Origin of the sequence: Gaetbulibacter sp. NE (genome assembly GCF_025548475.1) — a bacterium.
In the GTDB taxonomy this organism is placed as follows: Bacteria; Bacteroidota; Bacteroidia; order Flavobacteriales; family Flavobacteriaceae; genus Gaetbulibacter_B; species Gaetbulibacter_B jejuensis.
Genome location: NZ_JAOQHY010000013.1, coordinates 51,499 through 70,474, shown reverse-complemented (window position 1 = coordinate 70,474; position 18,976 = coordinate 51,499). Strand labels below are relative to the sequence as shown.

The window sequence follows — 18,976 nt, the reverse complement described above, 5'->3', positions numbered from 1 at the left end:
AGAGGTACTCCCTTTGTAAATATAGCAGCAGTAAATTTCTAAAAAAAACTTGTTTTTTACCTTGGAATACGTATAACCGTCAGTTACGGGATTAAAGTTAATAATTTTCGGTTAAGCACTGACGTTAGCAATTCCGAGTGGATTCGGACGTAGTCGAATCCGCCGTAATTGCGGTTATACATTGTTGCCAACAGTATTTTATTTTTTCCGATTATGAAATTCATTTAGGATTTTTTGTTTTTCCATTTTAGAGAGTCCAAAATCAACAATTAATTCAGGTCTAAAAGGTGGAATTCGGTCGTCAATCATTAAAACATTTTGAACTAAATATTCTCCAATTTCTAATTTATCTCCTAAACAACCAGATTGATAGTAAACAGAATAAACCGTGTCTTTAATCGCATTTGAAATCAGTTCAGTTTTGTTTTTGAAATTCTTTTTTCTTAATAATCCCTCGTAAGCAATTGCTTTTATATTTCCGTTTGGAAATTCCGTTAGTTTTAGAAGTTCAGATTCAGTTGCGTTTTGCATAATCCATTTTCGGCTTTCAATTTCTTCAGGCATTGCTCTTCCATTTCCACCAATTCCGCTCGAAATAGATTGATATTTATAAACACTAATTGAATCTTGGATATTTTTTTCAATTCCGTTCCAATTAAACGTCCAGCTTTTTTCGTAACCAGAAGTTAACACAGCAATAATTCCAATTCCGAGTATTGTAAGGATTGGAAATAAAATCGAAAATCGACTTCTTTTGTTTTTATTTCTGTGTTTTCTCATATTGTTGGCAAAATAAAGATATGAATTGTTTTAATAATTTATATTGACTGTTAAACGAAGTTCGGTTTTTTATTTTATAAAGTCAAGTTTTTACTCTCAGCTTAAATTTTTTAGACAAGGAGTTTTATAGTACATTTACAGTCTGCAAATTTTTTTCAACGTTGATATCAAAATCTACCATAGAACATGTCTTTGAAACCGCTCGTGTAGAGGAGGTTATTGGCGATTTTGTTACCTTAAAAAAATCAGGTACTAACTTTAAAGGGTTGAGTCCTTTTAGTGACGAGCGTACACCTAGCTTTATGGTGTCTCCTGTAAAACAAATCTGGAAAGATTTTAGTAGTGGTAAAGGAGGTAATGTGGTAACGTTCTTGATGGAACACGAGCATTTCACTTATCCTGAGGCTATAAAATACTTAGCAAAAAAGTATAATATTGACGTTGAAGAAACTGAACAAACCAATGAGCAAAAAGAAGAAGCCAACGAACGTGAAAGCATGTATTTGGTTAGCGAGTTTGCAAATGACTATTTTCAAAAAGTCATGTTTAAAACAGACCAAGGTCAAGCCATTGGATTAAGCTATTTTAAAGAACGTGGATTTACCAACGAAACCATTAAAAAGTTTCAATTAGGATACTCACCAGATGACTGGCAAGCCTTTACTGACGAAGCTGTAAAAAAAGGCTATCAAATGGAATTCCTAGAAAAAACAGGACTTACCATTGTAAAGGACAATAAAACTTTTGACCGTTTTAAAGGTCGTGTGATGTTTCCTATACATAGCATGAGTGGTCGTGTTTTAGGGTTTGGAGGTAGAATACTCACTAACGATAAAAAAGCTGCAAAATACCTAAACTCGCCAGAGAGTACCATATATCATAAGAGTAAAGTGTTGTATGGTTTGTATCATGCAAAACAAAGTATTGCTAAAGAAGATAATTGCTTTTTGGTTGAAGGTTACACTGATGTTATTCAATTTCACCAAACAGGAATAAAAAATGTAGTGGCTTCTTCTGGCACTGCGTTAACACCAGAGCAAATAAGGCTTATAAACCGATTAACCAAAAACATAACTGTGCTTTTTGATGGTGATGCAGCTGGTATAAGAGCATCGCTTCGAGGTATCGATTTAATCCTTGAACAAGGAATGAATGTAAGGGTTTGCACATTTCCTAATGGAGAAGATCCTGATAGTTTTGCAAAGCAAAATACTTATGAAGAGCTCAATACGTTTTTAAATGAAAATGCTAAAGACTTCATTCAGTTTAAAGCTTCTATTTTAGTTGAAGAAGCTAAAAATGATCCAATAAAAAAAGCTGAAACCATTAGAGATATTGTAAATAGTATTTCTAAAATTCCTGATAGTATTAAGCGAGAAGTTTATGTCCAGGAGTGTTCTAGAATTATGGATATTAGCGAAAATGTACTGTTTAGTACTTTGGCGCAAATAAGTAAAAAAGAACATCAGCAAGCCAATAAAGATTTCAAAAAGGAACAAAAAGCTTTTGAAGTTGTAAGACAAGAACAACCCAAACAAAAAATTGATATTCAATATGAGCTAGAACGTAAGATTATTGAAATTCTACTTTTGTATGGTAATGAAACCGAAGATTTTGAAGATTTGGTATTAAAGGAAGATGAAAATACCAATGAGTTAAAGCTAGAACCTGTAATTAATACCAGTAAAGTATTTGAGAAAATTTACCTCGATTTGCAGGAAGACGAAATGCAGTTTACTAACCCAAACTTTAAAAGTCTGTACTATACTTTAATTGATAATTTACATCAAAACCAAGACTTTTCAACACGCGATTTTGTGAGTAAACTTAGTCAGGATATGGCTAGTGAAGTCACAACTATTTTAATGAACGACGAGCGTTACAATCTTCATGATTGGGAAAGAAACCATATTGTGCCTAAAGACAAAAATGAAACTATAGCGCAATTGGTGAGTCAAACCATTTTGAGTTTACGTTGTTATTTAATTGATAAAAAAGTAGCTGAATATAAAAACGATACATTGCGAGAAGATGTCAATGTAAAAGGCGTTTTAGAAGATGTTAGGGATTATTTAGGACTTAAAATGTTACTGTCTAGAAAACTTGGGAAAGTAGTAGGAGGTAAAATTTAAGTAAGCTCTAAATGTTTTGCCTGATGAATCAGGTCTACAAGATTGGTGACTTTCAATTTTTTAAAAAGACGAGCTTTGTATGTGCTAACAGTTTTTTCGTTAATATCAAGCTCCATTGCAATTTCCTTATTCTTTTTACCTGATGATAATAATTTTAAAACTTCCACTTCTCTTGTAGATAAACGTTTATAGAGCCTACTTGTAGTTTTTTTTGCCTCATCAAATGTAAGATGTTTAGACATGTTATTGCTAAGATAAATATCGCCTTGGTGAACTTTAATAATGGCTTCTTTAAGAGTGTCGGTGTCTACTGTTTTAGATACATAAGCCGATGCGCCTGCTTTAAGTACGCTTATAGCGTAAATTTCTTCAGGATGATGACTGTACATTATTACCTTAAGGTTTTGATGCTCTTTTTTTATGGCGCGTAACGCAGTTATACCATTAAGCTCAGGAAGGTCAATTTCTGAAATAATAACGTCAACAGGATAGCGTCTTACAAATTCAAAAATCTCGATTCCACTTCCAACACCACCAATAACATCAATCTCATGACTGTGCTCAAAAAGTAATTTTAAGCCAGTTCTAATAATAGGATGATTGTCTACAACTAATACCTTAATCATAATGAGTTGAATTATAAATTCGCGTTAGAACTAAAGATGGTTAAGCTCTATAAGGGGAGATTTATGATATAAAAATAAGGAAAAAATTAACAACTTTAACATTTTTAGAGTTAAATCATTAAAAATTATTTTAAATTTTTAGGAATTTCGCAAACAGGAATCGGTGTCATTTTATGCATATTCGAAGAGTTAAATCTCATAAATATTTCAAATACTTTTTGCTCACGACCTTCAAAATCAGCAATTGTTTTTCCTTCGTCTTTCATTTGCATTGCCCACTCTAGTTCTGGATAAGAAGCTCCTATTTGATCTTCATCACTTCTAGCATCACCAAAAAGTCCGTCGCTAGGAGCTGCATTCATTATAGATTCAGGTACTTGTAATAATTCCCCTAGTTTATAAACTTCCGATTTCATTAAATCAGCAATTGGGCTTAAATCAACACCTCCATCACCATACTTAGTGTAAAAGCCAACACCAAAATCTTCAACTTTATTTCCAGTTCCTGCAACCAAAAGTCCTAAAAGTCCAGCATGGTAATATAAGGTAGTCATTCTTAAACGAGCTCTGGTGTTTGCTAATGCCATGTCAACTGTAGCTTGTTTGCCTTCAAGAGAAACTTCGGTTTTAAACTCTTCAAATACAGGAGTAAGGTCTACTCTGGTGTCTTTTACATTAGAAAAACGTTGTTTTAGTTGTGCTATGTGTTCTTGTGCGCGAGTTACATGGCTTTGCGCTTGGTGAATAGGCATTTCTATACACAAAACATCTAATCCTGTTTTTGAGCATAGCGTAGAAGTTACTGCAGAATCAATTCCGCCAGAAACACCTACAACAAATCCATTTACTTTTGCGTTTGTTGCATAATCCTTTAACCAATTTACAATGTGAGTGACAACTTTTTCTGTTTGCATTTTGTATACGATTTAATTCTAAGAATAGTACCTTTGCAAACAAAAATAAACTAATCGCATTAGTAATAAAAATAAACAAGGTTTAAGTTTTTATGAAGAAATTGATTTTACTTTTTGTGGGTTTTGCATTAGTGTTTTCATGTGCAGATGAAAGCAAAGTTGAAAAAGAAATTGCTGCTATAGATATTGATGTTGTTGTAGAGCGATTTGATAAAGCGTTTGCTAGTTCAAAACCCGAAGACTTACCTAAGTTAAAAGCGGCTTTCCCGTTTATGTTTTCAAAAACCGAAAACGATTCGGTCTTAACACAAAGAATGTCTGATACTTTACAACAGCAGTTGTTTGTTGAGATTGATAAAGTGTTCAATAATTTTGCGCCTCAGGAACACGAAATCAAAAAGCTATTTCAGCATTTAAAGTATTACGACAAAACATTTTCAGCACCAAGAGTGGTGACTTTTTCCGATTATGTAAGATATAGAGACAAAGTGTATGTAACTGATACAATCGCTCTGGTGGCTCTTGATACTTATTTGGGAGCTGACCACGAATTTTATGGTGGAATTCCAAAATACATTTCAGAAAACATGAAGCCTTCTCAAATCACACCAGATTTGGCTGCTGCTTATGCTGAAAGGTATATTTATCAATCACAAAGAAAAACCTTACTAGACGAAATGATTTATTTTGGTAAGGCATTGTATTTTATGGATAAGATAATTCCGTTTAAAACTGATGCTGAAAAAATTGGTTACACCCAAGAGCAACTGGAGTGGGCAATTTCTAATGAAGACCAAATTTGGAGGTATTTTATTTCAAAGGAATTATTGTATAATACCGATTCTAGCTTGCCTGCAAGATTTACTGCTCCAGCGCCTTTTACTAAGTTTTATCTAGAACTAGATACTGAGTCTCCTGGTAAATTAGGGCAATATATAGGTTGGCAAATTGTAAAATCCTACATGGAGAATAATGAAGATGACTTCATGGACATGCTGCAAAAAGATGCAGTTGAAATTTTTAATAATGCAAAATATAAACCGAACAGATAATGAGTGAAAATAAAAAATCAACTATAGAGTTAAGTGTTGAATTAGACGAAAATCACATTCCTGAAACGCTACGATGGACTGCTAAGGATGGAGGTGTTGAAAACGAAGAGGCAAAAGCAATGTTGCTATCGGTTTGGGATAGTAAAGCTCAAGAAACACTAAGAATTGATTTGTGGACAAAAGACATGCCTGTTGATGAGATGAAAGTCTTTTTTCATCAAACCTTAGTTGCTATGAGTGATACTTTTAATAGAGCAACTCAAGATGAAAAAATGACAGCTACAATGAAAGATTTTTGTGATTATTTTGCTGAAAAACTAGAGCTTAAAAAGTAAATTTAATACTACTTTAATCTTTTTATAACTTAAGAAAATAAGTTAATAGTTATGTTTGTAATGCTATTAATCTATTAAGGTATTTAAAGCATTGGTTAGGCTTCAATGTCGAAGCAACCAGTGCTTTTTTGTATTTTAGAGGTATGAGAAAAATTTTATTTGGAGTCATAATCACGCTTATTGTTCTTTTTACCTTTAAGTATTGTGGTGATAAAAAAGAAGAGCAAATAATCCTAAAGGAAAATTCAGCTTTAATACAAGAGCAGTTAAAAAACGTCAGTAAACTGGTGGTGACCGAAGGTCATTTTAGCGAAGTCTTCTCATATGAAAATTCCAAGCGTATGTTTGGCGATTTAATTGAGGTTGAAAAAAAAGCTTTGGTAGTTGTAAATGCTGATGTAACTATAGCTTACGACTTGTCTAAAATTGAATATAATATTGACGAAGCCACAAAAACACTTCAAATATTAACTATCCCAAAAGAAGAAATAAAAATTAACCCAGATTTCGAATACTACGATATACAAGCTGATTACCTTAATCCATTTGAAGCAAAAGACTATAACGAAATCAAAAAAACGGTAAGACATCAATTAATGAAGAAAATTGAAGCTTCCGATTTAAAATCTAATGCACAAAACAGATTGCTCAGTGAACTTTCAAAGTTTTATATCTTAACTAACTCTTTAGGTTGGACTTTAGAGTACAATCAAACGCCAATTGAAAGTTTAGAAGTCTTCAATAATCTTAAATTATAGCTTGCTTTTCAAAGAAACCCAACCACCACCATTTGTAGCGTCAATGTTATTGAGGTTTAAAAATTTTGCTGCCTTAGCAGAACGAACTCCACTTTCGCAACAAACAACAAGAGGTTTGTTTAATGCTTTTAATTCGTCAACATGATTTTTTAAGTCGTCTAAGGGTATGTGTCTGGAGCCTTCAATATGACCATTGTCCCATTCACGTTGCGTTCTCACGTCTAGTATTTCGGCACCATTCTTCATGTAAAAGTCAACTTGTCTTTTTTTTGCGCCAAAAATAAAATCCAAAAATCCCATAGTTTTTCTTTTTGTATAAATTTACGGTTAAATATTAACTTTTGAAATTGAAAAACGAAACTCGTAAAGACGAAATCATAAAAACTGCAGCTAAACTATTTAAAGAAAAAGGATACAGCGCTGTTACTATGCGAGATTTGGCTACAGAAATGGGCATGAAAGCAGCGAGTCTTTACAACCATATAAACTCTAAACAAGAAATTCTTAAGGAGATTATAATTTCTTTAGCCGAAGAGTTTACTTCTGGATTGCAGGAAATTCAAAAATCAAGCAAATCAAATATAGATAAGCTAAAAGATGTTGTAGAATTACATGTCAATATAACGTCTAAAAACACTTATGGTATGGCTTCTCTTAATAACGATTGGATGCATCTTGAAGAAAAGTTGGAGTATTACTTGCAACTACGTTCTAATTATGAAGATGAGTTTAGAAATGTTCTTCAACAAGGTGTTAAAAATAACGAGATCATAAATGGTAATATTGAAGTGATGCTCTTTTCAATTTTATCAACCTTACGCTCTTTATATCTCTGGATTCCTAAAAAAGAAGACTTAAACCCTGAAGAGTTGTCTCAACAATTAAGTGAAGTGTTAATTAACGGTATTAACAAAAAAATCGATTAATTTTTGTAAATTTGTCAAGCAAACTAACAAGTGTTAGTTTTAAGATCAAGACTCGAAATCGTTTTCGGGTAATTGTGTAAAACAGACCTTAATTAAAGATAAAATAAATTCTTCCCTTTTTGGGAAGATGTCCGAAGGACAGAAGGGGCTTATGGCAGATTTTCATAAATTAAGAATAAAAGATATTTACAAGGAAACAAAAGATACATCAGTTGTGACTTTTGATATTCCTGAAGCATTGCAAGACGAATTTAAATTCTCGCAAGGGCAACATTTAACGCTTAAGGCATTAATTAATGGCGAAGATGTACGTCGTTCATATTCGCTATGTTCTAGTCCATTTGATAACGAATGGAAAGTGGCAGTCAAAGAAATTCCAGGAGGGAAGTTCTCAACCTATATAAATAGCACTTTAAAAACAGGAGACGAGCTAGATGTTATGGCACCTAGCGGAACATTTGGCGTAGATTGTAATGCAGACAATGCTAAAAACTATCTGTTTTTTGCAGCAGGAAGTGGTATTACGCCAATTCTTTCAATGATTAAAGCGCATTTGGCAGCAGAACCAAAGGCAACTTGTAAGTTGTTTTATGTCAATAGGACAGCAAAATCCATTATCTTTAAGGAAGAGTTAGAGCAATTGAGAAATACTTATTTCGGAAGATTAGAAATCTATTATTTCTTAACCAAAGAGAAACGAGATATTGAGTTGTTCAATGGTCGTTTTGATGATGAAAAAATGAAAGTGCTCACCAAAACATTCATTGATATTCCAGATACAAGCGAAGTGTTTTTATGTGGACCAGAAGATATGGTCAATTACGTGAGTAATTATTTGGCTGAAGCCGGTTTGCCAAAAGATTTAATTCATTTCGAATTATTTGTAAAAGGCCTAACCGAAGAAGATAAAAAACGTGTTGAGCGTTTATCAGAACAAAAAATTGATGGTGTCGAAGTTGTTATTATTGATGGCGGAAAAGAATTCCGTTTCACAATGCAGCAAGACGATGATAATATTTTAGATGGAGCACTAACAGCCGGAGCAGATTTGCCATTTGCTTGCAAAGGAGGCGTTTGTAGTACCTGTAAGTGCCAAGTAATGGAAGGCGAAGTTGAAATGAAAATCAACTACGCATTAGAAGAAGATGAAGTCGCACAAAACTATGTGTTAAGTTGTCAAGCCGTTCCAACTACTAAAAAAGTGGTGGTCGATTTCGACGTATAAATAGAATTTGTCATTCCGCACTTGATGCGGAATCCACTAAACATTAAAAACTATTCACTAAATACTAAATTATGAGTGAAGAACAAATAAAAAACCTAGAAGAGCAATTTGAAGCGCGTATCGCTCGCGACGAAAAAATTGAACCTAAAGACTGGATGCCAGAAAAATATCGCCAAACGCATATTAGGCAAATTAGTCAGCACGCACATTCCGAAATTGTAGGAATGTTACCAGAAGGTAACTGGATTACTCGTGCGCCATCCTTACGTCGTAAAGTAGCCTTATTGGCAAAAGTGCAGGACGAAGCTGGTCACGGATTATACCTATATAGTGCTTGCGAAACATTAGGCATCTCGCGAGACGAGTTGTACGAGCAATTGCATTCGGGTAAAGCAAAATATTCTTCCATATTCAATTACCCAACAGTAACTTGGGCAGATATGGGAGCTATCGGTTGGTTGGTAGATGGTGCAGCCATTATTAATCAAGTGCCACTTTGTAGCACGTCTTTTGGACCTTATGCAAGAGCTATGGTGCGCGTGTGTAAAGAAGAAAGTTTTCACCAGCGTCAAGGTTACGAAATTATGCTAAAGCTTTGTAATGGAACACCAGAACAAAAAGAAATGGCTCAAGATGCACTTAACCGTTGGTGGTGGCCAAGTTTAATGATGTTAGGTCCAACTGATGATATGTCAGTTCACACCGAACAATCAATGAAATGGAAATTGAAGCGAAAAACCAATGACGAGTTGCGTCAGCAGTTTATTGACCAAACCGTGCCACAAGCTGATATTTTAGGATTAACAATTCCAGACCCAGATTTAAAATGGAACGAAGAACGTCAGAGTTATGATTTTGGAGAAATTGATTGGGATGAATTCTGGCAAGTAGTAAAAGGTCACGGACCAATGAACAAAGCAAGAATGAAAGCAAGAGTTGGCGCTTGGGAACGTGGCGAATGGGTTAGAGACGCAGCAATGGCTCACGCTGAAAAACAACAAGAAAGAAAAAACAAACAAGTAGTATAATCAGAAGGTTAGACTCGAGAAATGAGAAATGAGAGAAGTACTCTGATAAAGTCTAACATCTAACATCTAATATCTAATGTCTAATAAAAAGAACTGGCCACTTTGGGAGGTTTTCGTAAGAAGTAAAAACGGATTAGAACATCGTCATTTCGGAAGTCTTCACGCAGCAGATGCAGAAATGGCTTTAGAAAATGCAAGAGACGTTTACACAAGACGTAACGAAGGTGTAAGCATTTGGGTTGTAGAAAGTAAGCATATTACAGCATCAAACCCAGAGCATAATGGCGAATTATTTGAACCAGCACAAGACAAGGTGTATCGTCATCCAACATTTTATGATTTACCAGACGACGTAAAACATATGTAACAAAGCAAGGCTTTGTCATCCTGAACTGTCACACTGAGCACAGTCGAAGTGTTGTTTCAGGATCTCTTTATTAATGTTAAATGTCACCTTGAGCGCAGTCGAAAGGTCTCAATTTGATTAAAAATGAAAAACGAAAACTTATACAACTACATCCTGGGAATCGCAGATAACAGCCTAATTCTCGGTCAGAGATTAGGAGAGCTTTGCGGTCACGGACCAAGTTTAGAAACCGATATCGCGTGCACCAATATGTCATTAGATTTATTAGGGCAAGTGCGTAGTTATTATCAATATGCAGCGAAGATTGCTGGAGACGGCAGAACAGAAGATGATATCGCGATGCTTCGTAAAGAACGCGAATACTTCAATGTGTTATTGGTAGAACAGCCAAATACTGATTTCGGGTACACAATGGCAAGACAATTCTTATTCGATGTATATCATTTTTTAATGCTAACCGAATTAGAAAAAAGTACCGATTTAAATCTATCTGCAATTGCAAAAAAATCCATCAAAGAAGTGAGTTACCACAAGCGTTTCTCATCCGATTGGATTAAGCGATTAGGAGATGGTACTGAAGAAAGTCATAGTCGTATTCAAACCGCAATAAATGATTTATGGACGTATACCGATGAATTATTTCATCAAACCGAAGCTGATAAAGCTATGGTTGCTGAAGGCGTTGGAGTAGATGTCACTAAATTAAAAGATGCTTATTACGAAGAAGTAAATGCAGTTTTAGAAGAAGCAACGTTAAGCGTTCCAGAAAGCAAATATTTTCAAAAAGGAGGAAAGCAAGGCATTCATACCGAACATATGGGTTACTTGCTAGCCGATTTACAATATATGCAACGTACCTATCCAAATATGGAATGGTAACAAATTCCTGCGAAGGCAGGAATCTAAAACCGAAATCGAAACTGAAGACGAAGTTGAATTCGAATTTAAAATAGTATGTCACCTCGAGCGCAGTCGAGAGGTCTCAATATGATAACAGAACATCAACATATAGACCAAAAGCTGATTAAGATTCTAGAGTCTATTTCAGATCCAGAAATCCCAGTATTATCCATTATGGATATGGGTGTTGTGCGTTCTGCTGTTATCGAAAATGATATTGTAAAAATCGAAATCACACCAACTTACAGTGGCTGTCCTGCTATGGATGTTATCGGAGACGATATCAAACGCGCAATGCAAAAAGCAGGTTATACCGCTGAAGTAGATTTGATTTTACATCCAGCTTGGACAACCGATTGGATTACACCAAGAGGCAGAAAAGCACTCGAAGATTATGGTATCGCAGCACCATTAGATGAAGAAGCTGACAAGTCCGTGTTGCTGGAAGGAAAACAATTAGTAAAATGTCCGCAATGCGGAAGCACAAATACAAAAATGATAAGTCAATTTGGTTCAACAGCTTGTAAAGCGCAATTTCAGTGCAACGACTGCCAAGAACCATTTGATTATTTTAAATGTTTGAAGTGATTTGTCATTCCGCACTTGATGCGGAATCCAAAATAAAAGAAAAAATATGGAAAGCATTCAGCTTAAAATAGAAAACAACATAGCCTACATCACACTAAACCGACCAGAAGTTTTTAACAGCTTCAATCGTGAAATGGCATTAAACCTACAGCAAGTTTTTGACGATTGCGAAAGTAATTCTGAAGTAAGAGCAATCGTGCTAACCGGAAACGGAAAAGCATTTTGCGCAGGTCAAGACTTAAAAGAAGTAACAAGTCCGGAACTAAACCCAGGATTCAAGAAAATTCTAGAAGAGCATTACAATCCAATCATCACAAGAATTAGAAATATTAAAAAACCAATCATTGGTGCGGTAAATGGTGTGGCAGCAGGAGCAGGAGCTAACATTGCATTGGCTTGTGATATTGTTGTGGCTCACGAAAAAGTAAGTTTCATTCAAGCGTTTAGCTTAATAGGGTTGATTCCTGATAGCGCAGGAACGTTCTTTTTACCTCGCTTAATAGGTTTTCAAAAAGCATCAGCATTAGCGATGTTAGGTGATAAAGTGTCTGCCGATGAAGCCGAAAAAATGGGAATGATTTACAAAGTGTTGCCATTAGAAAGTTTCGAAGAAGAAGTAAATAAATTAGCCTTGAAACTCGCTAATATGCCAACATTAGCTTTAGGGAAAATTAAGGAAGCGTTTAATCAATCTTTAACCAATAATTTAGAAGAGCAGTTAGCATTAGAATCAAAATTACAAATAGAAGCAGCTCAAACTAAAGATTACGAAGAAGGCGTTTCAGCTTTTGTAGAAAAACGTAAACCAACTTTTAAAGGAAAATAAAGAATAACGAATAGTTAACCGAAGAATGTTGAATAAAGAAGTATTTATGAAAAATTATAAATATGACATAGAAGAAAGATTAATTCAGTTTTCGGTTGATGTTATTATTATATGTGGAAAGATTGATGGTAATTTTGCATCACAACATTTGTCGAAACAGTTAATTCGTTCGGCAACGGCTTCAGCACTTAATTATGGCGAAGCACAAAGCGCAGAATCTTCTCGAGATTTTCTTCATAAGATGAAAATATGTTTGAAAGAATTGAGAGAATCTTTAGTGAATTTAAAAATTCAAAAAGGTGCAAACCTGATTTCAGATTTACAAAAGTTAGAACAACTTTTAAAAGAAAATAATGAACTCATTGCGATTTTTGTATCGAGTATTCGAACATCGCAAAATAAAAATAAATAGATGGATGTTTATCAGATAATAGAAATTCAACACTTCTAAATTCTGTATTTAACATTCAATATTCGATATTAATTATGAATGTAGGAATCATCGGTTCAGGAACAATGGGAAGCGGTATTGCTCAAGTAGCGGCAACTGCAGGTTGTTCCGTAAAATTATACGATACCAACCAAGAGGCTTTAGATAAAGCTAAAGCAAGTCTTGAAAAAATATTAAATAGACTCATTGAAAAAGGTCGAATAGATGCTGAAGAAAAAAACAGAATTCAGTCAAATATCAGGTATGTAGATAGCCTAAAAGCGTTAGCAGATTCAAATCTTACGATTGAAGCTATCGTTGAAAATATCGATATCAAGAAGAAAGTCTTTTCTGAATTGGAAAGCTATGTTGCGGATGATTGTATTATAGCATCAAACACATCGAGTTTATCTATAGCATCCATAGCATCATCATTGCAAAAGCCGGAGCGTTGCATTGGTATTCACTTTTTCAACCCAGCACCATTAATGAAATTGGTTGAGGTCATTCCAGCAGTGCAAACCTCAAAAGCGGTTTTAGACAAATCCGTTGAAACTATAAAAAGTTGGAAGAAAACAGTAGCTGTTGCCAAGGATACACCAGGTTTTATCGTAAACCGCGTAGCGCGACCATTTTACGGAGAAGCGTTAAGAATTTATGAAGAAGGCATTGCTGATTTTGAAACCATCGACTATAGTTTAAAAACATTGGGAGGTTTCAGAATGGGACCATTCGAATTAATGGATTTCATTGGTAACGACGTTAATTACACAGTCACAGAAACCGTATTTACAGCCTTTTATTTCGATCCAAGATACAAGCCAAGTTTCACACAAAAACGTTTAAGTGAAGCAGGTTATTTTGGAAGAAAATCTGGAAAAGGATATTATGATTATTCTGAAGGAGCTGTAAAGCAAGAGCCAAAACAAGATAGCGAATTATCACAAACCATTTTCGACCGTGTTTTAGTAATGTTAATCAACGAAGCAGCAGACGCCTTGTTTTTAAACATCGCATCAGCAGAAGATATAGACAACGCTATGACCAAAGGGGTTAATTACCCAAAAGGATTATTAGCTTGGGCAGATGAAAAAGGCATTGATTGGTGTGTAACCAAACTAGATGAATTGTACAACGAGTACCACGAAGACCGTTACCGTTGCAGTCCGTTGTTGCGTAAAATGAATAAAGAAAATAAAACATTCTTTTAATGCAAGGAGAACAAATTCCACATAAAATGTTAAGTCAAGATGCATTTAGCAGTTGGCTAGGCATCGAAATTTTAGAATGCGAAATCGGTCGTTGTCGCGTGGCAATGACGGTTCGCAAGGAAATGCTTAATAGTATGGGAAAAGCACATGGAGGAATCAGTTATGCATTGGCAGATACCGCTTTTGGTTTTGCGGCAAATACACACGGAAAATTTGCTGTGTCCATAGAAACTAGTATCAATCATATTGAAGCATTAAATGAAGGAGATTATTTAGTCGCTGAATCTGTGATAGAAAACGTAAAAAACAGACTCGGGTTTAATATCGTAGAAGTAAAACGAGGAGATGAACTGGTAGCACTTTTTAAAGGTGTTGTTTATCGCACTCAAAAAGATTGGGAATAAAAGACATTAGAGATTAGGAAGTAGGAATGAGTGATAAAAGTAAATATCATTTTAAGTTTGAGGACTTGAAGATTTACCAAAAAGCAATGGATTTTGGCGAAAGTGTTGATCGTCAAGTGAGGCAATTTCCTAATCACGAACTCTATGCGTTATCATCTCAATTTAGAAGAGCAGCTGATTCAGTAGCATTAAATATAGCTGAAGGTTATCCAGGTTCAGATGCTCAATTTATAAAGCACATTAATCACGCAATACATAGCGCTAATGAATGTGTGAGTTGTAGTACAAAAGCAAGAAGAAGAAATTATATCGATTTTCAACAAGATGAGCAAAATCGAGAGCAATTATCAGAATTAACAAAAATGATGTCTTCATTAAGACGAACAATTACAGAAAGAAATAAAACTAATCCCTAATACCTATTTAACTAATTCCTTAAGAATGGAAGCATACATAATAGACGGCATAAGAACACCAATAGGAAATTACAAAGGCACATTATCGGCTGTACGTACAGACGATTTAGCAGCTTTAGTAATTAAAGAAATTGTAAAACGAAACCCAAACATTCCAAAAGAAGCATACGACGATGTTATTCTTGGTTGTGCTAACCAAGCAGGAGAAGACAATCGTAATGTCGCTAGAATGGCATCACTTTTAGCAGGATTACCATTTACAGTTCCAGGAGAAACCGTAAACAGACTGTGTAGTTCAGGTTTGTCAGCAATTATTCACGCCAACAGAGCGATAAAAGCAGGCGATGGCGATGTATTCATTTCTGGAGGTGTTGAGAATATGACACGCGGACCATACGTTATGGCAAAACCATCAAGCGCTTTTGGAGGCGATTCAAAACTTTACGATTCTACATTCGGATGGAGGTTTGTAAACCCAAAAATGCACGAAATGTATGGCACAGACGGAATGGGAATGACAGCAGAAAATCTTGTCGAGAAATATAACATTTCACGAGAAGACCAAGATGCATTCGCATACTGGAGTCAGATGAAAGCATCACAAGCACAAGAAAACGGACGATTAGAAAAAGAAATTTTACCTGTCGAAATTCCTCAACGCAAAAAAGACCCAATTGTTTTTGCAAAAGACGAATTTGTAAAACCAACAACGTCAAAAGAGATTTTAGCCAAATTACGACCAGCCTTTAAAAAAGAAGGTGGAAGCGTGACCGCAGGAAACGCATCAGGTTTAAACGACGGAGCAGCAGCAACCATTATCGCTAGTGAAGAGGCTGTGAAAAAATACAATCTAAAGCCTTTAGCGCGCATCGTGAGTTCCGCTGTCGTAGGTGTAGAGCCGCGAATTATGGGCATTGGTCCAGTTGAGGCGTCCAACAAAGCTTTGGCAAAAGCCGGATTAACAATGGACGATATCGACATCATAGAGCTCAACGAAGCCTTTGCAGCACAAGCATTGGCGTGCACCAGAGCTTGGGGATTGGCAGACAATGACCCAAGAATCAACCCAAATGGAGGCTCTATCGCAATAGGCCATCCGCTTGGCGTTACAGGTACCAGAATTGCCTATTCAGCGGCTTTAGAGCTCAAAGAGCAAAACAAGCGCTACGCATTGGTAACGATGTGTATTGGCGTAGGTCAAGGCTATGCAGCTGTGATCGAAAATGTGAATATTTAAAATAATTTGGGCGTTACCACAAGGGTCGCGCTTTCGGCAGTCGCTCTCTGCGAGGAGCTTCAACAAAGCCTCAATCGCTAACGCACCAACCAGAGATGGTCAGTGATTAATAAATGATTTGTCATTCCCGCGAAATCGAAGATTCACGAATTTAATTAAGTGAATTAAGAATCGATGAGTAAAGTAGGAATCCAGAATAAAGTATAAAGTAAGATGAACAAAATTCAACACTACGTCCAAGGACAATGGACTACAGGAAAAGAGGAAGGAACACCAATTTACGATGCCATTACAGGCGAACATTTTACAAATTGGGCTGTTGAAGGATTAGATATTCCTGAAGTCCTTAACTACGGACGCATAAAAGGAGGCGAAGTACTTCGTAAAATGACCTTTCAAGAACGAGGTAATATGCTTAAAAAGTTGGCACTTTACCTTACAAAACGCAAAGAACAATTTTACGATTTAAGTTATAGAACTGGCGCAACTCGTGTAGATAGTTGGATAGATATAGAAGGTGGTTTTGGTAATCTGTTTGCCAATGCATCATTACGAAAATTGTTTCCAAATAAACCGTTTCACGTAGAAGGCGATCCAATCGATTTATCTCGTGGAGGACGCTTTATGGCACATCATATTATGGTGCCAAAAAAAGGTGTTGCCGTACATATTAATGCTTTTAATTTCCCGGTTTGGGGAATGTTAGAAAAGTGTGCTGTCAACTGGATGGCAGGTGTGCCAGCAGTGGTTTTACCTGCGCCATCATCGGCTTATTTAGCTGAAGCTGTAGCGAGAGAAATTATCAATTCAGGTATTTTACCAGAAGGCGCACTTCAAATCATAAACGGAACCGTAAAAACTGTATTAGATACTGTTGAATCTCAAGATGTCGTGACTTTTACAGGTTCGGCAGCAACTGGTCGATTATTAAAAGCACACCCAAGATTAATTGAAGAATCTGTGCCTTTTACTATGGAGGCAGATTCGCTTAATGCATCTATTTTAGGCGAAGATGCAGTTCCGGGAACACCAGAATTCGACTTGTTTGTTAAAGAAGTTCGAAAAGAAATGACCGTAAAAGCCGGACAAAAATGTACAGCCATCCGACGCATTATTGTTCCTGAAAATTTAGTTGAAGATGTTCAAATCGCATTAGCAAAAGAGCTCGATAAAGTAACCATTGGAGACCCAAGACTTAAGGAAGTAAGAATGGGCTCATTGGTAAGTAAACAGCAAGTTGAAGCTGTTAAAAGTTCTATTGCAGATATCAGCAAAGAAGCTGAAATGGTTTATGGTAATTTAGATAAGATTGAAACCATTGGTGCGGATGCTAATAAAGGTGCATTCATCAGTCCAGTGGTGTTTAGAACTGATAATCCTTTTCAGAATAATGTTGTACACGAGCTTGAAGCTTTTGGACCTGTAAGTACCATTATGCCTTACAAGTCAATGGACGAAGCTGTGCAATTAGCGCAAATGGGTAAAGGCTCGTTAGTGTCTTCTATTGCAACTTACGATGATAACATTGCAACTGATTATGTTGTAAATGCAGCAAGTCATCACGGAAGAATATTGGTCATTAATCGAGAAATGGCAAAACAAAGTACAGGTCACGGTTCGCCATTGCCTTACTTGGTTCACGGAGGTCCAGGACGTGCTGGTGGTGGCGAAGAAATGGGTGGAATGCGTGGTATTAAACACTATTTGCAACGAACAGCCATTCAAGGAACACCATCAACCATTACTGAAATCACAGGCATTTATCAGCAAAATGCAAAATATAAGGAGGCTGAAGATCATCCGTTTAAGTACCATTGGGAAGATATTCAACCAGGAATGTCTTTAAAAACGCACAAGCGTACACTTACGGATACTGATATTCAAAATTTTGCCAATTTAACTTGGGATCATTTCTATGCACACACAGATATTACCTCTTTAGATGGAAGTATTTTCGAAAAGCGAACAGCGCACGGTTATTTTATAATTTCGGCAGCGGCTGGTTTATTTGTGTATCCAAATAAAGGACCTGTTGCGGCAAATTACGGTTTGGATTCTATCCGATTTTTAAGACCGTTATATCACAACGATACTATTTATGTGCGTTTAACTTGTAAGGAAAAAGTGGATAGAGATGTCTCATCAACCGAGCATCCAAGTGGTATTGTAAAATGGCACGTTGAGGTTTTTGATGCTAATTTTGAAAACCGTCCAGAAAGTCAAAAAACAGACAAAGACAGTCCGTTGGTTGCCGTGGCTACCATCTTAACAATGGTTCAGAAAAAGCAAGAAACATTTGTTGAAATGACCGAAGGGAAAATCAATGAATGCTTATCAAAGTTAAAAGCAGACGCTAAACCAAAATGGGGAATTATGACGCCTCAACATATGATTGAGCATTTAGAATACACTTATAAAATTGCGTCTGGCGAAATTCAAGATTTTGAAATTGCCACACCAGAAAAGATTTTAGACAAGGTGCACGCAAGTTTGTATAACTATAGAAAGTTTCCACAAAACTCTCAATTTCCACAGTTAGAAAAAGACACGCTAGACGATTTAAAATATCAAGATTTAGAAACATCGATTGAGAAGTTTAAAGAACAACGTAAAAAATATATCGAGTTTTTCAAGGAAAATCCAGATGCTAAATTGAAGAATTTAGTATTTGGCGAGTTGAATCGTTACGAATCTTACTTACTCGAAAGAAAACATTTAAATCATCATTTTGAACAATTTGGATTAATATAATCTTGTCATTCCGCACTTGATGCGGAATCCATAATAAAGCAATAATTAAAAATAAATTCCCGCCTACGCA

The 18,976-nt window shown here is 35.7% G+C and carries 21 protein-coding genes; 17 read left to right on the top strand and 4 right to left on the bottom strand.

The window, feature by feature from the left end; genetic code table 11:
• Nucleotides 1-198 precede the first annotated feature (198 nt).
• Nucleotides 199-780 (bottom strand): hypothetical protein, encoded by a 582-nt coding sequence (locus OD803_RS13265; protein WP_262733808.1) that lies wholly within the window; start codon nucleotides 778-780, stop codon nucleotides 199-201.
• 161 nt (nucleotides 781-941) lie between these two features.
• On the opposite strand from OD803_RS13265, the gene dnaG reads away from it, so the two are divergent.
• Nucleotides 942-2,912: a DNA primase gene (gene dnaG / locus OD803_RS13260; protein ID WP_134200935.1), complete on the top strand. Its 1,971-nt coding sequence runs from the start codon at nucleotides 942-944 to the stop codon at nucleotides 2,910-2,912.
• On the opposite strand, the gene OD803_RS13255 is transcribed toward dnaG, so the two are convergent.
• Nucleotides 2,909-3,538, bottom strand: a complete 630-nt coding sequence (locus OD803_RS13255; RefSeq protein WP_262733807.1) for a response regulator — start codon at nucleotides 3,536-3,538, stop codon at nucleotides 2,909-2,911. The two genes, dnaG and OD803_RS13255, sit on opposite strands and share 4 nt — an antisense overlap.
• 125 nt (nucleotides 3,539-3,663) lie before the next feature.
• Complete coding sequence (nadE, locus tag OD803_RS13250; RefSeq protein ID WP_262733806.1) at nucleotides 3,664-4,452, bottom strand: NAD(+) synthase; 789 nt, start codon at nucleotides 4,450-4,452, stop codon at nucleotides 3,664-3,666.
• Between the two features lie 92 nt (nucleotides 4,453-4,544).
• Here nadE and gldB point away from each other — a divergent pair, with 92 nt between their 5' ends.
• The 3 genes from gldB (at nucleotide 4,545) to OD803_RS13235 (ending at nucleotide 6,597) form a co-directional block, all read left to right on the top strand.
• Nucleotides 4,545-5,504 (top strand): gliding motility lipoprotein GldB, encoded by a 960-nt coding sequence (gene gldB / locus OD803_RS13245; RefSeq protein WP_262733804.1) that lies wholly within the window; start codon nucleotides 4,545-4,547, stop codon nucleotides 5,502-5,504.
• Nucleotides 5,504-5,839 carry a gliding motility protein GldC gene (gene gldC / locus OD803_RS13240; protein ID WP_134200941.1) on the top strand — a complete coding sequence of 112 codons (336 nt, stop codon included), beginning with the start codon at nucleotides 5,504-5,506 and terminating at the stop codon, nucleotides 5,837-5,839. The genes gldB and gldC overlap by 1 nt, the downstream gene beginning before the upstream one ends.
• 143 nt (nucleotides 5,840-5,982) lie before the next feature.
• On the top strand, nucleotides 5,983-6,597 hold the full coding sequence (locus OD803_RS13235) for a DUF4230 domain-containing protein (protein WP_262733802.1): 615 nt from the start codon (nucleotides 5,983-5,985) through the stop codon (nucleotides 6,595-6,597).
• On the opposite strand, the gene OD803_RS13230 is transcribed toward OD803_RS13235, so the two are convergent.
• Complete coding sequence (locus OD803_RS13230; RefSeq protein WP_131508951.1) at nucleotides 6,592-6,897, bottom strand: rhodanese-like domain-containing protein; 306 nt, start codon at nucleotides 6,895-6,897, stop codon at nucleotides 6,592-6,594. The two genes, OD803_RS13235 and OD803_RS13230, sit on opposite strands and share 6 nt — an antisense overlap.
• A gap of 47 nt (nucleotides 6,898-6,944) precedes the next feature.
• Here OD803_RS13230 and OD803_RS13225 point away from each other — a divergent pair, with 47 nt between their 5' ends.
• From OD803_RS13225 to paaZ, 13 genes are all read left to right on the top strand, one after another.
• Nucleotides 6,945-7,523 carry a TetR/AcrR family transcriptional regulator gene (locus OD803_RS13225; RefSeq protein WP_262733800.1) on the top strand — a complete coding sequence of 193 codons (579 nt, stop codon included), beginning with the start codon at nucleotides 6,945-6,947 and terminating at the stop codon, nucleotides 7,521-7,523.
• A gap of 151 nt (nucleotides 7,524-7,674) precedes the next feature.
• Nucleotides 7,675-8,748 (top strand): 1,2-phenylacetyl-CoA epoxidase subunit PaaE, encoded by a 1,074-nt coding sequence (gene paaE / locus OD803_RS13220; protein ID WP_262733798.1) that lies wholly within the window; start codon nucleotides 7,675-7,677, stop codon nucleotides 8,746-8,748.
• A 71-nt stretch (nucleotides 8,749-8,819) separates the two neighbouring features.
• Complete coding sequence (gene paaA / locus OD803_RS13215) at nucleotides 8,820-9,776, top strand: 1,2-phenylacetyl-CoA epoxidase subunit PaaA (RefSeq protein WP_262733796.1); 957 nt, start codon at nucleotides 8,820-8,822, stop codon at nucleotides 9,774-9,776.
• 76 nt (nucleotides 9,777-9,852) lie between these two features.
• Entirely contained in the window at nucleotides 9,853-10,143 is a 291-nt protein-coding gene (gene paaB, locus OD803_RS13210) for a 1,2-phenylacetyl-CoA epoxidase subunit PaaB (protein WP_076620128.1), read from the top strand.
• Between the two features lie 123 nt (nucleotides 10,144-10,266).
• A complete protein-coding gene (gene paaC, locus OD803_RS13205; protein ID WP_262733795.1) occupies nucleotides 10,267-11,022 on the top strand; it encodes a 1,2-phenylacetyl-CoA epoxidase subunit PaaC in 756 nt (251 codons plus the stop codon).
• A 108-nt stretch (nucleotides 11,023-11,130) separates the two neighbouring features.
• Nucleotides 11,131-11,631 carry a 1,2-phenylacetyl-CoA epoxidase subunit PaaD gene (gene paaD, locus OD803_RS13200; RefSeq protein ID WP_262733794.1) on the top strand — a complete coding sequence of 167 codons (501 nt, stop codon included), beginning with the start codon at nucleotides 11,131-11,133 and terminating at the stop codon, nucleotides 11,629-11,631.
• A 46-nt stretch (nucleotides 11,632-11,677) separates the two neighbouring features.
• Nucleotides 11,678-12,457: an enoyl-CoA hydratase-related protein gene (locus tag OD803_RS13195; protein ID WP_262733793.1), complete on the top strand. Its 780-nt coding sequence runs from the start codon at nucleotides 11,678-11,680 to the stop codon at nucleotides 12,455-12,457.
• A gap of 46 nt (nucleotides 12,458-12,503) precedes the next feature.
• Nucleotides 12,504-12,869 (top strand): four helix bundle protein, encoded by a 366-nt coding sequence (locus tag OD803_RS13190; protein WP_262733791.1) that lies wholly within the window; start codon nucleotides 12,504-12,506, stop codon nucleotides 12,867-12,869.
• 74 nt (nucleotides 12,870-12,943) lie between these two features.
• Entirely contained in the window at nucleotides 12,944-14,098 is a 1,155-nt protein-coding gene (locus OD803_RS13185) for a 3-hydroxyacyl-CoA dehydrogenase NAD-binding domain-containing protein (protein ID WP_262733790.1), read from the top strand.
• Nucleotides 14,098-14,502: a PaaI family thioesterase gene (locus OD803_RS13180; protein ID WP_131508958.1), complete on the top strand. Its 405-nt coding sequence runs from the start codon at nucleotides 14,098-14,100 to the stop codon at nucleotides 14,500-14,502. Before OD803_RS13185 ends, OD803_RS13180 begins: the two co-directional genes overlap by 1 nt.
• Nucleotides 14,503-14,528: 26 nt before the next feature.
• Nucleotides 14,529-14,918 (top strand): four helix bundle protein, encoded by a 390-nt coding sequence (locus tag OD803_RS13175; RefSeq protein ID WP_262733788.1) that lies wholly within the window; start codon nucleotides 14,529-14,531, stop codon nucleotides 14,916-14,918.
• Nucleotides 14,919-14,943: 25 nt separating this feature from the next.
• Nucleotides 14,944-16,155, top strand: a complete 1,212-nt coding sequence (gene pcaF / locus OD803_RS13170; protein ID WP_262733787.1) for a 3-oxoadipyl-CoA thiolase — start codon at nucleotides 14,944-14,946, stop codon at nucleotides 16,153-16,155.
• Nucleotides 16,156-16,368: 213 nt separating this feature from the next.
• The gene (paaZ, locus tag OD803_RS13165) at nucleotides 16,369-18,906 is read left to right on the top strand and encodes a phenylacetic acid degradation bifunctional protein PaaZ (RefSeq protein WP_262733785.1); all 2,538 of its coding nucleotides are present in this window, start codon (nucleotides 16,369-16,371) and stop codon (nucleotides 18,904-18,906) included.
• The last annotated feature ends 70 nt before the right edge of the window (nucleotides 18,907-18,976 follow it).